This window comes from Methylobacterium pseudosasicola, from assembly GCF_900114535.1.
In the GTDB taxonomy this organism is placed as follows: Bacteria; Pseudomonadota; Alphaproteobacteria; order Rhizobiales; family Beijerinckiaceae; genus Methylobacterium; species Methylobacterium pseudosasicola.
This window is the reverse complement of record NZ_FOTK01000044.1, coordinates 24,395-41,169: the sequence shown is the minus strand read 5'-3', so window position 1 is coordinate 41,169 and position 16,775 is coordinate 24,395. Positions and strand designations below refer to the sequence as shown.

Here is a 16,775-nt window from a genome sequence, read left to right as displayed (position 1 = left end):
TCGTGCTGGAGCGGCGCCGGGTGGTCGAGCGCACCTTCGGCTGGCTCGGCCGCTGGGGCGGCCTGCTGCGCGAGCGCGCCGGCCGCCTGGATGTCGCCACGAGCCGTCTCGCCCGCCTCGCCAGCCTTATGGCTGCCCGCGCACTCAACAATCTGGCTTGAGAGCAATGGCTCAAACAGGCTCTAAGTTTGCCCGTGTCTCCGACGTTACGGTCTGAAATGGTGGCCAACGTTGATTCGAAGAGCACGTGCCGGCAGCTGTAGCGGCGCCAGCTGGGTGAGTTAGTGAAAGGCAGACCGCTGCTGCTTCCGTCCCGAATGTCTGGATCGCAAGTGAGGCCTTGCCGACGCGGCTCCCCACCGTACGGGTGGCAGTATCGAGAGGACTTTGCGGCCGATTGATTGGTCCGGCGGCAGATCGGTCACGTCGGTCGCAATGATTGGGCCCGTCGTCGCGGGAGCGACTCCATAGACAGGCCGACGACACGGGTATGTCATCGTACCCGAGCGTTTGGTGCCTATCCTGAACGGCCCACGCCCTGCATCCGGAGCGCCATGCCGGACTTCAAAAGCCTCGACGTCTATTACTGGGCCGCCACCCTCGGCAGCTTCAGCCGTGCGGCCGAGCGATTGAACATGACGCAGCCCGGGGTCTCGCAGCGTATCGCCGCGTTGGAACGAGAGTTCGGCCTGCCGCTGTTCGAGCGCGGCGCCCGTGCCGTCGTCCTCACGCCCAAGGGCCGTGAACTCCTGAGCTATGCCGAGCGCTTCCTGCGCCTGCGCACCGAGATGATGGGCGCCGTCGCCAATCCCGCGGCGACGACCGGTGTGCTGCGGCTCGGCGCATCGGAGACCCTGGTCCACACATGGCTCATGCAGTTCATCGAGGCGATGAGCCGGACCTATCCCGGCGTGGCCGTGGACCTCTCGGTCGATGTCTCGCCGAACATGCGCGACGCGCTGGCACGCCACGAACTCGACCTCGCCTTCCTCGTCGGACCTATCACGGCGCCGGAACTCATCAATCTCCCGCTCTGCCGGTTCTCGATCGCCTGGATCGCCGCGCCGAGCCTCGATTTCGGAGACGGCGAGATCGGCTTGGCCGAACTGGTCCGGCATCCCGTGATCACCTATCCGCGCAACACCAATCCCTATGCTCAGCTGCGCGAGCTCCTAGCTCGCTCGAATCTACCGCCGCCGCGGCTCTACAGCAGCGCGTCACTCTCGACGATCGTACGGATGGCAGTAGAGGGCATCGGCGTCGGAGTGATCCCGGCCGAGACCGTGCGCGCCGAGTTGGCGGACGGGCGTCTGCGCGTCGTCGACACGACTGTCCGTCTTCCGGATATCGATTTCACCGCAACCTACGAGAACGTGCCGGATAACCGTCTCGCCGCGGCCGCCGCCGAGATCGCGCGCAGCATCGCCGCCGACTGGTGCAACTGTCCATAAGCCGGACTTATGGATACCGATGATAAAAGATAATTCGACGTCACGTGCCCGTCAGATAGGCTTGCCGCATACGAAGGCAGAAGAGGTCGGTGATGGCGTCAACGGCGATGATGTCCGCGAGCGATCCGACGGTTCGAGCGAGTTGGACCGGCCTTGAGGGCCGGCTCGCCTGCCGCGATGGGACGATCCCCGGCAGCACGGCGGGCGTCGCGGACGGCTACGTCCAGGGAAATCTCGCGGTCTTCCCCGAGCGACTGGCCGATGACTTCCGCCTGTTCGCCGAGCGCAACCCGAAATCCTGCCCGGTGATCGGCGAGTCGCGCCCCGGCAGCCGCGCGATCCCGGACCTCGGTCTCGACCTCGACCTCGCCACCGACGTGCCCGGCTACCGCATCTGGCGCAATGGCGCGGTGGTCGGGGAGCGGACGGAGGTCGCCGATCTCTGGCGCGACGACCTCGTAGCCTTCGTCATCGGCTGCTCGTTCTCGTTCGAGGCGGCCCTGGTCGAGGGCGGACTGCCCCTGCGCCACGTCGAGATGGGCGTGCGCGTACCGATGTACCGGACGAGCATCCCTTGCGTCCCGGCCGGGCCGTTCGCCGGGCAGATGGTGGTCTCGATGCGTCCGCTCACCCCGGCGCAGGCGATCCGCGCGGTAGAGATCACCGCCCGCTATCCCCGGGTCCACGGTGCGCCCGTCCATCTCGCCCGGCCGGACCTGATCGGCATCCGCGACCTTGGCGCCCCCGATTACGGCGACCCGGTGCGGGTGGGCGCCGACGAGATCCCGGTCTTCTGGGCCTGCGGCGTCACCCCCCAATCGGTGATCGCGTCGGCCCGCCCGGACTTCGCCATCACCCACGCGCCGGGCTGCATGCTCATCACCGATCGGCTCAATGCCGAATTCGCGATGGCGTGAATCCCGCATTGCGGTTCCCGTACCTGATGGAGAACGCCCCATGCTGCGTCGTCGCGAAGTTCTGGCCGCTGGCGCCCTGGCGCTCGCGGGCCTCAAGTCCCAGCGCGCGACGGCCGCCGACGAGGTGGTTGTCGGCGTGCTGTACGCCCTGTCCGGCGCCAGCGCCCAGAACGGCGTCGATGCCCGCCGCGCCTTCGAGACGGCGCTCGACGTCATCAACGAGAGCCACGACCTCGACCTGCCCGCCGCCAAGGGCGCCGGCCTCGAAGGGCTCGGCGGCGCCAAGATCCGCCTCGTCATCGCCGACCACCAGGGCGACCCGCAGAAGGGCCGCGCCGAGGCGGAGCGCCTGATCACCCAGGACAAGGTCGTCGCGATCGTCGGCGCCTATCAGTCCAGCGTCTCGGCCACCGTGAGCGCGGTGTGCGAGCGCTACGGCGTGCCCTTCGTCTGCGCCGATTCTTCCTCGCCGAGCCTGAGCCGACGGAACCTGAAGTACTTCTTCCGGCCGGCCGCCAACGACGAGATGTTCTCGGCGGCAATGTTCGATTTCATGGACGGCCTGCGCAAGCAGGGCAAGGCGATCGACTCGATCTCCCTGTTCTACGAGGACACAATCTACGGCATCGACTCATCCAATGTGCAGCGCAAGCTCGCGAACGAGCGCGGCTACAAGATCGCCGCGGACGTGAAGTACAAGAGCAACTCGCCCTCGCTGACCGCCGAAGTGCAGGCGCTCAAATCCGCGGGTGCCGACGTGTTGCTGCCGACCTGCTACACCAACGACGCCATCCTGCTCACCAAGACGATGGGCGAACTCGGCTACAAGCCGAAGGCCATCATCGCCCAGGCGGCGGGATTCTCCGAGAAATCCGTCTACGACGCGGTCGGCGACAAGCTCCAGGGCTTGATCTCGCGCGCGAGCTTCTCCCTTGATCTCGCCGCTAAGCGTCCCTCGGTCGGCATCGTCAACGAGATGTTCGAGAAGCGCGCCGATCGAGACCTGAACGACAACACCTCGCGCCAGTTCACGGCGATGCTCCTGCTCGCGGATGCTCTCAACCGGGCCGGTTCGACCGACGGCGCCAAGCTGCGCGCGGCGCTCGCCGCGACCGACATTCCCGGCACGCGCACGATCATGCCCTGGAAAAAGGTAGTTTTCGACGCGGGCGGCCAGAACCCCGACGCGACGCCGGTCCTGATCCAGTACGTCGGCACCAAGTTCGTGACGGTGTTCCCCGAATCCGCCGCCGTTGCCCCTGCGATCTGGCCCATGAACGCCTGATTGGACGGGTCGCGCTCGGCGAATGCTTGCCGCTGCCCGCGCGCGGAGCGAGGGCCCGCGCGTGACCTCGATCAGCCCTCGATCAACCCTTCCTCGGACCTGCGCGGGATCATGCCGATGACGATGCAAGCCCTCGTGCAGGTGCTGGCGAGCGGGTTACTTACCGGGCTGATCTACGGCCTCGTCGCGGTCGGCCTGTCGCTGATCTTCGGCTTGATGGATGTGGTGAACTTCGCTCACGGCGAATTCCTGATGCTGGCAGTGTACGCGACCTTCGGGCTCGTTGTCGTGTCCGGGCTCGATCCGATCGTGCTGATGCCGCTCGTCGCCGCGCTGATGTTCGTCTTCGGCGGCACAGTCTACCTCGGCGTGGTCCGCTTCGCGATGCGGGCCAAGGCCAACCAGGGCATGGTGCAGATCTTCGCGACCTTCGGCCTGGCGATCCTGCTCCAGGGCGTCGCGCAGTACCTGTTCACCCCGGATTACCGCAGCCTCCAGGTGTCCTGGCTCGGCGGGAAAACCCTCGACCTCGGTGGCGTCTACCTGCCCTGGCCGCAGGTGTTCGGAGCTCTCGTCTCGCTGGCGGCTTTCGGCGGCCTGTTCCTCCTGATGACGCAGACCGATTTCGGCCGGGCCCTGGAAGCGACGCGCGAGGATCAGGGCGCCGTCGCTCTAGTCGGCATCGACCGCAACCGGATCTTCGCCCTCGGCTGGGGGCTCGGTGCGGCGCTCGTCGGCCTCGCGGGCGCCGTGCTGACCGTGTTCTACTACATCCATCCCGGCGTCGGAGGCGCCTTCGCGCTGATCGCCTACGTCACGGTGGCGCTCGGCGGCTTCGGCAGCGTCTTCGGCGCGCTGGCCGCGGGCCTGATCGTCGGGTTGGTCGAAGCGGCGACGACGCTGGTCCTGCCGCCCTCCCTGAAATCGGTGGGCGTCTACGCCCTCTACCTCCTCGTGGTTCTTGTGCGGCCCCAGGGCCTGTTCGGGAGGCTCTGACATGACCGGCACGTCGCTGATCGCAGCTCCGGCGATCTCCCCAAGCCTGGACGAGGCTGACCGGCGCTTCGCGGTCAAGCGCCGCCGCAGCCTCTACGTCGGCGCGCTGGTCTTCGCCGGCCTCGCCGCGCTGCCCTACGCGATCCGGGACGTCTACCTGCAGAACGTCCTGGTCCTGACCCTGCTCTACGCGGCCCTGTCGCAGAGCTGGAATATCCTGGGCGGCTATTGCGGACAGATCTCTCTCGGTCACGCGCTCTACTTCGGCATCGGCGCCTACGCCACCAGCATCCTGTTCGTGAATTACGGCGTGTCGCCGTGGTTGGGCCTCGGGCTCGGCGCGGTGCTCGCGGCTTCGGTGGCCCTCGCCATCGGGTGGCCCTGCTTCCGTCTCGGCGGTCATTACTTCTCGATAGCAACCATCGTCATCGCCGAAGCCGGGCTGCTGCTCGTGCAGAACTGGGATTTCGTGGGCGGGGCGATGGGCGTGCAGTGGCCGTTCAATCCGGACAGCTGGGCGACCCTCCAGTTCGCCCGGGACAAGATCCCGTACGCCCATCTGGCCCTCGGCCTGTTCGTCGCGACCTGGCTCGTCACCTTCGTCGTCGCCGAATCGCGGTGGGGCTATGGCTGGCGCGCGGTCAAGGATGACCCGGCTGCCGCCCAGAGCCTCGGCGTCGAGGTGTTCCGGTCCAAGATGGCTGCGGCGGCGATCTCCGCCTTCTTCACGGCTGTCGGCGGTGGGCTCTACGCGTCCTACGTCTCGTATATCGATCCCGAGAGCGTGATGAGCTTCCGCTTCTCCCTGCTTTTCGCGCTGCCCGCCGTGCTCGGCGGCGTCGGGACCCTGTGGGGCGCGCTCGTGGGTGCGGCGATCCTCATCCCGATCACCGAGATCAGCCGCTCCTATCTCGGCGGCACCGGCAATGGCATCGATCTGATCTTTTACGGTGGCCTCGTGATGGTCGTGGCGATCGCCCGCCCCGAGGGCGTGCTCAGCCTGTTCAAGCGTACGCGCGCCGCGCGCAACGAGGAGGTGTGAACCCGTGAGCGCGGACCCGAGCGACCCGATCCTGCGCGTCGACGACGTGACGCTGGCCTTTGGCGGCCTCGTCGCCAACCGCGACGTGACCCTCGACGTGCGCGGAGGCGAGATCCTGGGGCTGATCGGCCCGAACGGGGCCGGCAAGTCGACCCTGTTCAACCTGATCTCGGGTGTCTACCGCCCGAGCAAAGGGCGCATCCTGTTCGAGGGGGCCGACATCACCAGATTGCCGCCCGCCGAGCGCTGCCGCCGGGGCATCGCACGCACCTTCCAAGTGCCACGCTCCTTCGACTCGATGAACGTCCTGGAGAACGTCACGGTCGGCGCGCTCGCCCGCCACCGCACCGCCGCGTCCGCCCGCCGCGCCGCCCTGGACACCCTGGAACGCGTCGAACTGACCCACCGTGCCGAGGCGGTGGCCGGCGAGTTGACGCCGCCCGAGAAGCGCCGCCTGGAGGTGGCCCGCGCGCTCGCCACCGGCCCGCGCCTGCTCCTCCTCGACGAGGTGCTCACCGGCCTCACTCCCTCCGAGGCCAAGGCCGGCGTCGCGCTGATCCGGCGCGTGGCGGCCACGGGCGTGACCGTGATCATGGTCGAGCACGTGATGGAGGTGGTGATGCCGCTCGTCGACCGGGCCGTGGTGCTCCACCTCGGCAGCGTTCTGGCCCAGGGCCTGCCGGCCGAGGTGGTGCGGGACGACGGCGTCATCACGGCCTATCTCGGGGAGCGTCACCGTGCTGCTTGAGGTCGACGGGCTCTCCACCGCCTACCAGGGCCTGCTCGCGATCCAGGGCGTGTCGCTGGACGTGTCCGAGGGCGAGATCGTCGTCGTGGCCGGCGCCAATGGCGCGGGCAAGTCGACGCTGCTCAAGTCGATCGCGGGGCTTGAGCGGCCGCGCGACGGGACCGTACGCTTCGATGGCGGCCGCCTCGACGGGCTCCCCGGCCACCTCATCACCGCCCGCGGCGTCGCCTACGTGCCCGAGAACAAGCGGCTATTCCCGCGCCTCTCGGTGGCCGACAATCTGCGGCTCGGCAGCTACCTGCATCGGAGCAGGGCCGACCGCGAGGCGCCGCTGGAACGGGTCTTCGCGCTTTTTCCCCGGCTGAAGGAACGGCTGCCGCAGCGGGCCGCGACCCTCTCGGGCGGCGAGCAGCAGATGCTGGCCATCGGTCGCGCCCTGATGACCCGCCCGCGCCTGCTGATGCTCGACGAGCCCTCGCAGGGCATCATGCCCAAGCTTGTCGACGAAATCTTCGCCGCCGTCGTGGCGATCCGCGACGCCGGGGTGACCGTCCTGCTCGTCGAGCAGCGGCTCGCGGAGAGTCTCGCCATCGCCGACCGCGCCTACGTCCTCCAGACGGGGCGCGTCATCCTCTCCGGGCCGGCGGCGCAGGTGCGCGACGATCCGGAGGTGCGGCGGGCCTACCTCGGAATCTGAGACCATCCCGTGCCGGCGCCGCCGGCACATGGCGAGACGGGAGAACGGGCGATGACCCGCGTGGACCTCAACTCCGACCTCGGCGAAGGCTACGGCGCCTATGCCTGCGGCGACGACGCGGCGATCCTCGACCTGGTCACCTCGGCCAACGTCGCCTGCGGCCTGCACGCGGGCGATCCCGAGATCATGGCCCGCACCTTCGCCCTGGCGAAGGAGAAGGGTGTCGCGGTGGGCGCGCATCCGGGCTTCCCCGACCTGTGGGGCTTCGGCCGGCGCCGCATCCCGTTCAGCCCGGACGAGATCGAGCGGCTGGTGGCCTATCAAGTCGGCGCTGCCCAGGCGCTCGCCGCCTATGCGGGTCACCGCATCACCTATGTCAAGACGCACGGGGCGCTCGGCAACATCGCGGCTGAGGAGCGTTCGGTGGCCGACGCGGTCGCCCGCGCGGTTAGGGCCGTCGATCCGAATCTCGCCCTGCTCGCCATCGCGCTGAGCGCGCAGGTGGCGGCAGGGGATGCGGCAGGCCTCGAGGTCCACCAAGAAATCTTCGCCGACCGCGGCTACACCGAGGACGGGTTGCTGATCCCGCGCAGCCAGCCCGGGGCCTTCGTCACGAACCCGGACGCGGCCGCCAAGCGGGTGCTGCGCATGGTCCAGGGGGGCATCATCCTGACGGCATCGGGCCGGGAATTGCCGACGCCGATCCGCTCGATCTGCGTCCACGGCGACACCGCCCACGCGGTGGCCACCGCCCGTGCCGTCCGCGTCATCCTGGAGGGCGGCGGCGTGACGCTCGCCCCGTTCCTGCCATGAGCGTCCCCCGCCTCCTTGACGCGGGCGAGGCGGCCCTTGTCGTGGAGTTCGGCACCACGGTTGACCCGGCGCTCAGCGACCGGGTGCTGGCGCTCGACGAGGCGCTCGCCGCCGACCCGCCGCAGGGCCTGCGGGAGCGGGTGCCGACTTACCGATCCCTGATGCTGCACTACGACCCGCTCGTTCTCGACCGGGCGCGACTCGTCGACCACGTGCTAAGGCTGACCGAGAACGCCGCGGAACGCACGGGTGCGGCCACCCTGTGGACTCTGCCCTGCTGTTACGACGCCCCGCACGGGGAGGATGTCGTCGAACTCGCCGGGCGTGCCGGGCTGTCGCCCGAAGCGGTGGTCGCGCTGCATGCCGGGGCGACCTACCGGGTCTACATGTACGGCTTCGCTCCGGGCTTCGCCTATCTCGGCGGCCTTCCCGAGGATCTCGCTGTGCCGAGGCGCGCGAGCCCGCGCCCGCCGCACCCGCGCAACGCCGTTGTGGTCGGTGGTGGCCTCGCCGCGGTCGCCACCGTGCCGATGCCCACCGGCTGGTACGTGGTCGGCGCCACGCCGTCCCGGCTCTACGCCCCAGAGCGCGCCAAGAGCTTCTTCGTGGCGGCCGGGGACGCGATCCGGTTCGAGCCGGTGGACGCGGCGACCTTCGACGCGCTGGCCGCCCGCGAGGCGTCGGGCGAGCCCGTGGCTCGACAGGGACGCGCCGCATGAGAGCCCTCGTCATCGAGACCGCCGGTCCCGGCATCAGCGTGCAGGATGGTGGCCGGCACGGCTATCTGCGCTACGGCTTCACTGCCGCCGGGCCGATGGACCCGCTGATGCACGCCATCGCCAACCGGGCGGCCGGCAATCCCCTCGATGCGGCGGCGATCGAGATCTCGACTGGCGGGGTCACGCTCGCGGTCGAGGGCGGAGCCCTCGGGCTCGCGCTCGCCTCGACGGGCTTCCGCATCGCCCTCGACGGCGAGCCGTTGCCATCGGCCGTCGCTCTCACGTTGGAGCCGGGCCGGAGCTTGGTCGTGCGCGCCGGAGACACCGGCTCTTGGGGCTATCTCGCCGTCCACGGCCGGCTCGATCTCGCCCCGGTGCTCGGCTCCTTGGCGACCCACACGCGCTCCGGCGTCGGCGGTCTCGACGGGCGTGGGCTGGCCGCGGGCGACCGGATTCCGGTGGTGGATGGCCGTCCTGGTGAGCGCGCGCCCCATAGGCTGGTCGCCCCACGGCTCGACCGCGCTCCAGATACGATCCGCGTCATGCTCGGCCCCCAAGACGATTATTTCGCACCCGACCAAGTCGCCGCCTTCCTCGCCGGTCCCTGGACCGTCTCGCCCCGCGGCGACCGCATGGCCTGCTTCCTGGACGGGACGCCGCTCACGCACGCTAGGGGGCACGACATCGTCTCCGACGGGGTAGCGATGGGCGCGATCCAAGTGCCGGGCAACGGCCTGCCCATCGTTCTGATGGCGGACCGGCAGTCGACCGGGGGCTATCCGAAGATTGCTACAGTGATCGGGCCCGATTTCGGGCGGCTGGCTCAGGTTCGCGGTGGTGCGCGGATCGCCTTCCGGGCGGTGTCGATCGCCGATGCGGTTGCGGCCCGGCGCGCCGAGGCGGACGTCCTGCGCGGCCCGGTCCCGTGGGAGCCGGTGGTGCGGACGGATTTCGCCTCCGATTTCCTGCTCGGCCTCAACCTCGTCGACGGCGTCACGGACGGGCGGCCTTGAGAACACACGCACCGATAGGGGCGCCTCCGGTCCGGTGACGCCTCCGCGCCGCTGACCCGTTCCGAAACGAGATCCTGCTGCCGGAGGGCCGGCCTCGGATGCCCCACGCCAAGCCGCTCACGGACCCGATGTGATTGTCCCGTGATCGTGATTCCGGACGCGATCGGGGAGGATTCAGCCCGGCCTCAAGAGCGGAGCCGGGTCACAGAAGTGTTGCCGGCTCTCGGCGCGGGCTGAATTGAGTAAAGCGCACGTCGCCCCATTGGCTCGTCGGCCCAACATATGAGCGACCCTGCCACACAAAGAGGCGCCGCATGACGCCTTTTCCCGCCGCCGCGATTTGACAAGCTGCTGAAACGGCAGTGATATACCGATATACCGCGAAGTGCTTCCGTAGACGGGACGGTCCCGTCCACCCCTTCGGGTAAGCCCGCCGGCCTTCGGATGGCGAAGGGTCGATCTTGATCCCGGCAAGATCAGATCACATCAAGGTCTAGCGAATTCGATGTGCCCGCGCATGTGATCTCAGTGGATGGAGCTTCCATGTCGAACATTCTTCGAAGCTTGCTCACGATATCGGTCCTCGCCGGACCAGCCGTCGCGCAGGCGCAGCCCATCCCAGGCGGTCGCGCCAATCTGATCGTCCAGCCGGTGCCGCACAGCCTGATGCTCGGCCTCGTGACCAACGCGCCGACGCAGCTGGTGGCCGGGCAGATCTACGAAGGCCTGCTGCGCTACGACGACAAGCTGAAGCCCTTGCCATCCCTCGCAAAGAGCTGGGAGATTTCCCCGGATGGGCTGCGCTATACCTTCCACCTCAATCAGGGGGTGACGTGGCACGACGGCAAGCCGTTCACCGCCGCCGACGTTCTGTTCTCGGTCAACGACTTCCTCATGAAGACGCAGCCGCGCCATCGGAACACGATGACGCGCGTGGCCGATGTCGGCGCGCCGGACGATCACACAGTGGTCTTTACCCTCAAGGAGCCCTTCGAGCCCTTCATCCGCAGCTTCGCCTTCTGGGTGATGCCGATGGTTCCTAAACATATCTATGAGGGCACCGACTACGCCTCCAACCCAGCGAACGACAGGCCGATCGGTACCGGGCCGTTCAAGTTCGAGAGCTGGCGGAAGGGTAGCGCGATCCACCTCGTGAAGAACGAGACTTACTACCTCGCGGGCAAGCCTTATCTTCAGGATATCTACTATCACGTCATCCCGGATGGCGCCTCCCGGGCAGTCGCCTACGAGACCGGCAAGGTCGACGTGCTGCCGGGCGGGTCGGTCGAGAACTTCGACGTGCCGCGACTGACGGCGCAGAATAATACCTGCGTCTCGCAGAAAGGTCAGGAGTTCGACTCGCCCCTGTCGTTTCTCTGGCTCAACAACCGCAAGCCGCCGATGAACGACGTGCGGTTTCGCCAGGCGGTCATGTACGCCATGGACCGGCAGTTCGCCCTCGACGTCCTGTGGAACGGGATCGGCAAGGTCGCCACCGGTCCGATCGCCGGGACGACACCATTCTACAAGGCCGTCCAGCCGCAATATCCGCACGATCCGAAGAAGGCCAAGGCGCTGCTCGCCGAGATGCACTACGACGGCAAGCCGCTGAGGCTGCTGCCGCTCCCCTACGGCGAGACGTGGCAGCGCTGGGCGGAGGCCGTGAAGCAGAATCTCGGCGACGTCGGCATTCCCGTCGAGATCCAGGCCACCGACGTGGCGGGCTGGAACCAGCGCGTGTCCCAGTGGGACTACGACATGGCCTTCACCTTCCTGTTCCAGAACGGCGACCCGGCCCTCGGCGTCGAGCGGAATTACATCAGTTCGCAGATCTCCAAGGGCAATCCCTGGAACAACGTTGAGGGCTACACCAACCCGACCGTCGACGCGCTGTTCGCCAAGGCGGCGTTGGCGACTCCGGCCGAGAAGCGCCAGGATCTCTACGACGAGGTGCAGAAGGCGGTTCAGGCGGACGTGCCCGTGGCGTGGCTGCTCGATCTGCGTTTCCCGGTGATCTACCGGTGCAATTTCCAGAACCTGATCACGACCGCCAACGGTCTCAACGACTCGCTGCGGGACACGTGGATCAAGCGCTGACGGCGCTGGACCGACACGCCGCCCCTCATGGCCCCGGCCTCGATCGCGAGGCCCCGTCCGACACCGAGCCAGCGGCCGCCCCGGCCGGGCTCCCGCGCGGAGGACCGCTCCCGTCATGCCCCGCTTCATCGTCTCGCGCCTGGGAAAGATGGCGCTCATCCTCGTCGGGATCATCATCCTCAACTTCGTACTGATCCACGCGGCACCGGGAGATCCGGCCTCCGTGATGGCGGGCGAGGCCGGCGATGCCGACGCTGCCTTCCTGCAGCAGCTGCGCGAGCGCTTCGGCCTCGACAAGCCGCTCCCGATCCAGCTCCTGACCTACCTGTCGAACGTCCTACGGCTCGACTTCGGCTATTCCTACCGTCAAGGCATGCCGGTGATCGACCTGATCACCGACAGGCTGCCCGCCACCCTGCTCCTGTCGGGCTCGGCCTTCCTGATCTCCCTCGTCCTCGGGGTGGCAGCCGGGGCGCTGGCGGCCTCCCGCCAGGGCAAGGTCTCCGACTCCGTCATCTCGACCCTCGCCCTCCTCTTCTACGCCACGCCGCTGTTCTGGCTGGCGCTGATGGCGGTGCTGCTGTTCTCGGTGCAGCTCGGCTGGTTTCCCGGCTTCGGCTACGAGAGCGTCGGATCCGGCTACGGCGGCCTCGAACGGGCGGCCGACATCCTCCACCACCTCGTGCTGCCGGCCCTGACGCTCGGCCTGTTCTTCATGGCGGTCTACGCCCGCATGACCCGGGCCTCGGTGCTGGAGGTGAGCCGCCTCGACTTCGTGCGGACCGCCCGCGCCAAGGGTCTGCGCCCCCGCGTCGTGCTGGTTCGCCACATCCTGCGCAACGCCATCCTCCCGGTCGTGACGCTGGCGGGTCTCCAGGCGGGGCAACTCGTCGGCGGCGCCGTGTTGATCGAGACCGTGTTCGCGTGGCCGGGCATCGGCCGGCTTATGTTCGAAGCCCTGGAGCAGCGGGACTACAACCTCCTCCTCGGCATCTTCGTCGTCTCCGCCGCCATGGTGCTAGCCTTCAACCTCATCACCGACATCCTCTACCGGCTGGTGGATCCCCGTATCGGAGCTGCGGCATGACGGCGTTCTGGGTCCGATACGCCCGCAACCGCGGCGCGGTGGCGGGGATCGTCATCCTCGTCCTGGTGCTGGTCCTGGCGATCGCGGCGCCGGCACTCTACCCGCGCTCCCCCTGGGCGATGGTGCAGCGCCCGTTCCTGCCGCCCTTCACCAACGGCGGCTTCCCGCTGGGCACCGACACGATGGGCCGGGACATCGCCTCCGCGGTCGCCCACGGAGCCGGGGTGTCCCTGCTGGTCGGCTTCGTCTCGACCCTGGCGGCGCTGCTGATCGGCATCCCAATCGGGGCCGTCGCCGGCTACTTCGGCGGCCGGGTCGACGACCTGCTGATGCGCTTCACCGAGTTCTTCCAGAGCGTGCCGAACTTCGCTCTCGCAGTGGTGTTGGTTGCGATCTTCAGGCCGAGCCTCGTGTCCATCGTCGCGGCGATCGCGATCGTGAGTTGGCCGCCGGTGGCCCGGCTCCTGCGGGGCGAGGTCATGGCGCTGCGCGGGCGGGAATTCGTGCAGGCCGCGGTGCTGTCGGGCCAGCGCACCGGCCCGATCATCCTGCGGCAGATCCTGCCCAACACGCTCTCGCCGGTCATCGTCCTCGGGACCATGATGGTGGCCGCAGCCATCCTGCTCGAGAGCGCCCTGTCCTTCATGGGGCTCGGCGACCCCAACATCATGTCGTGGGGCTACGTCATCGGCGCCGGGCGCACGGTGATCCGGCAGGCGTGGTGGGTGAGCCTCTTTCCCGGCGTCGCGATCCTCCTGACGGTGCTCGCCCTGAACCTCGTCGGCGAGGGGCTGAACGACGCCCTCAACCCGCGCCTGTCGCGCAAGACGCGATGAGGGGCGCAGCCATGACCGACACCCCCAGGAGCCAAGCCCCCCGGAGCCACGCCCCCGGCGAGCCGGTCCTCGTCGTCGAGAAGCTTGCCATCGCCCTGCCGCCCGGCGCGGACCGTCCCTACGCCGTCGACCGGGTCAGCTTCACGCTGAGGGCCGGGGAGATCCTCTGCATCGTCGGCGAGAGCGGCTCGGGCAAATCGATGTCGGCCAACGCCGCGATGGGTCTCCTGCCTGAGACGGTGCGGACGGTCGGCGGGCGGATCCTCCTCGGCGGGACCGACCTGCTCACCCTCGACGAGGCAGACCTCTACGCGGTGCGCGGGCGGCGCATCGCGATGATCTTCCAAGAGCCGATGACGGCCCTCAACCCGTTGATGCGGATCGAGGCTCAGATCGCCGAGGTCTTCGCCGCGCACCGCCTGTTGACGCCCCGGACGCGCCGGAGCCGGGCCCTCGAACTGCTGGCCGAGGTCGGCCTGCCCGATCCCGCCCGCGCCGCCGCCTCGTACCCGTTCCAGCTCTCGGGCGGCCAGCGGCAGCGCGTGATGATCGCCATGGCGCTCGCCCTCGAACCGCAGGTGCTGATCGCCGACGAGCCGACCACCGCCCTCGACGTCACCACGCAAGCGCAGATCCTGCGCCTGATCCGCGATCTCCAGGCCCGGCGCGGCATGGCGGTGATGTTTATCACCCACGATTTCGGTGTGGTCGCCGAGATCGCCGACCGGGTGGCGGTGATGCAGCACGGCCGAATCGTCGAGCAAGGCGTCGCCGCCGACATCCTCGAGCGGCCCCGACACCCCTATACCGCCAAGCTGATCGCCGCGATCCCCGACATGGAGGCCGGTGTCGAGCAGGCGACGCAGGCGGCGTCCCGAGGCTCCGTCCTCGACGTCGAAGGCCTGACCAAGACCTACACCCTCGGAGGCGGCCTGTTCCGGGCGCCCCGGACGGTCGCGGCGGTGCGCGACGTCTCGTTCACCCTCGGCCGCGGCGAGACCCTGGGCATCGTTGGCGAGAGCGGATCGGGCAAATCCTCGGTGGGGCGATGCCTTGTGCGGCTCCAGGACCCGGACGAGGGACGGGTGCGTCTCGGCGGCATCGACATGGCCGGCCTGTCGGGCGAGGCCCTGCGGCAGGCGCGGCGGCGTATCCAGATGGTCTTCCAGGATCCCTACGGCTCGCTGAACCCGCGGGTGCGCGTCGGGCGGGCCATCGCCGACGGCCCGATCGCCTACGGCGAGGACGTCGGGACGGCCCTAAAGGCCGCATCCGCGCTCCTCGAACGGGTCGGCCTCGAAGCCTCGGCGGCGGACCGCTACCCCCACGAGTTCTCCGGGGGGCAGCGCCAGCGGATCGGCATCGCCCGGGCCCTGGCCCTCAAGCCCGAGATCATCGTTGCGGACGAGGCGGTCTCGGCCCTCGACGTCTCGATACAGGCCCAGATCCTCGACCTCCTCGACGAGCTGAAGCGCGAGCTTCACCTCTCGCTCCTGTTCATCACCCACGACCTGCGCGTGGCCGCGAAGATCTGCGACCGCGTGATGGTGATGGAGAAGGGCTTGGTCGTGGAGATCGGGCCGGGCGCCGAGATCTTCTCGAACCCCCGCGAGCCCTACACGCGCAGCCTCGTGGCGGCGATCCCTGGCCGCAGAGCCCGCACGACCCCGCTGGAGGCCGTTGCCTCCGCTACCCTTCCCGAGCCGATCAGGACACCGGTTTGATGACTTTCATGCTTAATTCCATCGAGGCGCGCGACATTGCCTACCAGCTTCATCCGCTGGTCGACCTGCGCAACTACGACAAGACCGGCGCGCTCGTGATCGAGCGGGGCGAGGGAATCTACGTCTTCGACAATGCCGGCCGGCGCTACATCGAGGGGCTGGCAGGTCTCTGGTCCGTCGCCGTCGGTTTCGGCGAGCGGCGGCTGTCGGACGCCGCCAAGCGGCAGATGGACCAGCTTTCGTACTACCACATCTTCGCGCACAAGACGCACGGTCCCTCGGTCGACCTCGCCGAGAAGCTCATCGGGATGGCGCCGGTGCCGATGTCGAAGGTGCATTTCACCTCCTCCGGGTCCGAGGCCAACGACCTCGTGGTCAAGCTGGCGTGGTACCGCTCGAACGCCCTCGGTAAGCCGGAGAAGAAGAAGATCATCGGACGCCTGAAGGGCTATCACGGCGTCACCATCGCGGCGGGCTCGATCACCGGCCTTCCGCGCAACCACGAGAGCTTCGACCTGCCGCTCGACCGGATGCGGCACGTCTCCTGCCCCGACTATGTCGGGTCGGCCCTGCCGGGCGAGAGCGAGGCCGCGTTTTCCCGGCGCATGGCGGACGAGCTCGAAGCGCTGATCCTGGCCGAAGGGCCGGACACCGTGGCGGCCTTCTTCGGTGAGCCCGTGATGGCCTCTGGCGGGGTCTACGTCCCGCCGGAGAACTACTGGGCGGAGATCCAGGCGGTGCTGCGGCGCTACGACGTGCTGCTGGTGGCCGACGAGGTGATCTGCGGCTTCGGGCGCACGGGGGCGATGTTCGGCTGTGAGACCTTCGGCATCGAGCCGGACGTGATGGTGCTCTCGAAGCAAATCTCCTCCTCGTACATGCCCCTCTCGGCGATCCTGATGAACGCGAACTTCTACGAGCCGATCGCCGACGAATCCGCCCGGCTCGGCGTGCTCGGCCACGGCTACACGGCCTCGGGCCATCCCGTCGCCACCGCCGTCGGTCTGGAAAACATCCAGATCATCGAGGAGCGCGACCTCGTGGGGAATTGCCGGCGCCTGAGCCCGCTCTTCCTCGAGCGGCTGGCGGGGCTCGCCGAGCACCGCCTGGCGAAGACGTGGCGCGGCGTCGGACTGATCGGGGCCCTTGAGCTGAAGCCCTGGACGGCACCCGGGGCGAAGCCCGGCGCGGCCGGAGCCGCGATCCAGGCCGCCGCCCTCGAACAGGGGGTGATCGCCCGCGCCATCGGCGATTCCCTGTGTTTCTGCCCGCCGCTGATCATCACCGCGGAGCAGATCGGCGCGATGTTCGACGCCGTCGGCCGTGCCCTCGACACGATCGCCGCGTGAT

Annotated in this window: 15 protein-coding genes; all 15 read left to right on the top strand. The window is 68.6% G+C overall.

The window, feature by feature from the left end:
* The first annotated feature begins 554 nt into the window (after positions 1-554).
* Positions 555-1,451: a LysR family transcriptional regulator gene (locus BM228_RS28055; protein WP_092045825.1), complete on the top strand. Its 897-nt coding sequence runs from the start codon at positions 555-557 to the stop codon at positions 1,449-1,451.
* A 107-nt stretch (positions 1,452-1,558) separates the two neighbouring features.
* The gene (locus tag BM228_RS28050) at positions 1,559-2,368 is read left to right on the top strand and encodes a putative hydro-lyase (protein ID WP_244537346.1); all 810 of its coding nucleotides are present in this window, start codon (positions 1,559-1,561) and stop codon (positions 2,366-2,368) included.
* A 40-nt stretch (positions 2,369-2,408) separates the two neighbouring features.
* The gene (locus tag BM228_RS28045) at positions 2,409-3,653 is read left to right on the top strand and encodes an ABC transporter substrate-binding protein (protein WP_092045821.1); all 1,245 of its coding nucleotides are present in this window, start codon (positions 2,409-2,411) and stop codon (positions 3,651-3,653) included.
* Positions 3,654-3,770: 117 nt separating this feature from the next.
* Positions 3,771-4,649 carry a branched-chain amino acid ABC transporter permease gene (locus tag BM228_RS28040; protein ID WP_092045836.1) on the top strand — a complete coding sequence of 293 codons (879 nt, stop codon included), beginning with the start codon at positions 3,771-3,773 and terminating at the stop codon, positions 4,647-4,649.
* Between the two features lies 1 nt (position 4,650).
* Positions 4,651-5,691 (top strand): branched-chain amino acid ABC transporter permease, encoded by a 1,041-nt coding sequence (locus BM228_RS28035; protein ID WP_092045819.1) that lies wholly within the window; start codon positions 4,651-4,653, stop codon positions 5,689-5,691.
* A gap of 4 nt (positions 5,692-5,695) precedes the next feature.
* Positions 5,696-6,439: an ABC transporter ATP-binding protein gene (locus BM228_RS28030; protein ID WP_244537345.1), complete on the top strand. Its 744-nt coding sequence runs from the start codon at positions 5,696-5,698 to the stop codon at positions 6,437-6,439.
* Positions 6,429-7,136, top strand: a complete 708-nt coding sequence (locus BM228_RS28025) for an ABC transporter ATP-binding protein (protein ID WP_425285008.1) — start codon at positions 6,429-6,431, stop codon at positions 7,134-7,136. The genes BM228_RS28030 and BM228_RS28025 overlap by 11 nt, the downstream gene beginning before the upstream one ends.
* A gap of 51 nt (positions 7,137-7,187) precedes the next feature.
* Positions 7,188-7,949, top strand: coding sequence for a 5-oxoprolinase subunit PxpA (locus BM228_RS28020; RefSeq protein WP_092045818.1), 762 nt, complete (start codon positions 7,188-7,190; stop codon positions 7,947-7,949).
* Positions 7,946-8,668 (top strand): 5-oxoprolinase subunit B family protein, encoded by a 723-nt coding sequence (locus tag BM228_RS28015; RefSeq protein WP_092045816.1) that lies wholly within the window; start codon positions 7,946-7,948, stop codon positions 8,666-8,668. Before BM228_RS28020 ends, BM228_RS28015 begins: the two co-directional genes overlap by 4 nt.
* A complete protein-coding gene (locus tag BM228_RS28010) occupies positions 8,665-9,681 on the top strand; it encodes a 5-oxoprolinase subunit C family protein (RefSeq protein WP_092045814.1) in 1,017 nt (338 codons plus the stop codon). The genes BM228_RS28015 and BM228_RS28010 overlap by 4 nt, the downstream gene beginning before the upstream one ends.
* Positions 9,682-10,224: 543 nt before the next feature.
* Positions 10,225-11,778, top strand: a complete 1,554-nt coding sequence (locus BM228_RS28005; protein ID WP_092045812.1) for an ABC transporter substrate-binding protein — start codon at positions 10,225-10,227, stop codon at positions 11,776-11,778.
* Positions 11,779-11,893: 115 nt separating this feature from the next.
* On the top strand, positions 11,894-12,865 hold the full coding sequence (locus BM228_RS28000; RefSeq protein WP_092045810.1) for an ABC transporter permease: 972 nt from the start codon (positions 11,894-11,896) through the stop codon (positions 12,863-12,865).
* Positions 12,862-13,701, top strand: a complete 840-nt coding sequence (locus tag BM228_RS27995; protein WP_092045808.1) for an ABC transporter permease — start codon at positions 12,862-12,864, stop codon at positions 13,699-13,701. Before BM228_RS28000 ends, BM228_RS27995 begins: the two co-directional genes overlap by 4 nt.
* An 11-nt stretch (positions 13,702-13,712) precedes the next feature.
* A complete protein-coding gene (locus BM228_RS27990; protein WP_092045806.1) occupies positions 13,713-15,425 on the top strand; it encodes an ABC transporter ATP-binding protein in 1,713 nt (570 codons plus the stop codon).
* Positions 15,425-16,774, top strand: coding sequence for an aspartate aminotransferase family protein (locus BM228_RS27985; protein ID WP_092045805.1), 1,350 nt, complete (start codon positions 15,425-15,427; stop codon positions 16,772-16,774). Before BM228_RS27990 ends, BM228_RS27985 begins: the two co-directional genes overlap by 1 nt.
* Position 16,775 lies beyond the last annotated feature (1 nt).

What these genes read in the sequence shown, in the direction of transcription:
- BM228_RS28055 (WP_092045825.1), top strand. Translation starts at nt 555, where the DNA reads ATGCCGGACTTCAAAAGCCTCGACGTCTATTACTGGGCCGCCACCCTC.
- BM228_RS28050 (WP_244537346.1), top strand. Translation starts at nt 1,559, where the DNA reads ATGATGTCCGCGAGCGATCCGACGGTTCGAGCGAGTTGGACCGGCCTT.
- BM228_RS28045 (WP_092045821.1), top strand. Translation starts at nt 2,409, where the DNA reads ATGCTGCGTCGTCGCGAAGTTCTGGCCGCTGGCGCCCTGGCGCTCGCG.
- BM228_RS28040 (WP_092045836.1), top strand. Translation starts at nt 3,771, where the DNA reads ATGACGATGCAAGCCCTCGTGCAGGTGCTGGCGAGCGGGTTACTTACC.
- BM228_RS28035 (WP_092045819.1), top strand. Translation starts at nt 4,651, where the DNA reads ATGACCGGCACGTCGCTGATCGCAGCTCCGGCGATCTCCCCAAGCCTG.
- BM228_RS28020 (WP_092045818.1), top strand. Translation starts at nt 7,188, where the DNA reads ATGACCCGCGTGGACCTCAACTCCGACCTCGGCGAAGGCTACGGCGCC.
- BM228_RS28015 (WP_092045816.1), top strand. Translation starts at nt 7,946, where the DNA reads ATGAGCGTCCCCCGCCTCCTTGACGCGGGCGAGGCGGCCCTTGTCGTG.
- BM228_RS28010 (WP_092045814.1), top strand. Translation starts at nt 8,665, where the DNA reads ATGAGAGCCCTCGTCATCGAGACCGCCGGTCCCGGCATCAGCGTGCAG.
- BM228_RS28005 (WP_092045812.1), top strand. Translation starts at nt 10,225, where the DNA reads ATGTCGAACATTCTTCGAAGCTTGCTCACGATATCGGTCCTCGCCGGA.
- BM228_RS28000 (WP_092045810.1), top strand. Translation starts at nt 11,894, where the DNA reads ATGCCCCGCTTCATCGTCTCGCGCCTGGGAAAGATGGCGCTCATCCTC.
- BM228_RS27995 (WP_092045808.1), top strand. Translation starts at nt 12,862, where the DNA reads ATGACGGCGTTCTGGGTCCGATACGCCCGCAACCGCGGCGCGGTGGCG.
- BM228_RS27990 (WP_092045806.1), top strand. Translation starts at nt 13,713, where the DNA reads ATGACCGACACCCCCAGGAGCCAAGCCCCCCGGAGCCACGCCCCCGGC.
- BM228_RS27985 (WP_092045805.1), top strand. Translation starts at nt 15,425, where the DNA reads ATGACTTTCATGCTTAATTCCATCGAGGCGCGCGACATTGCCTACCAG.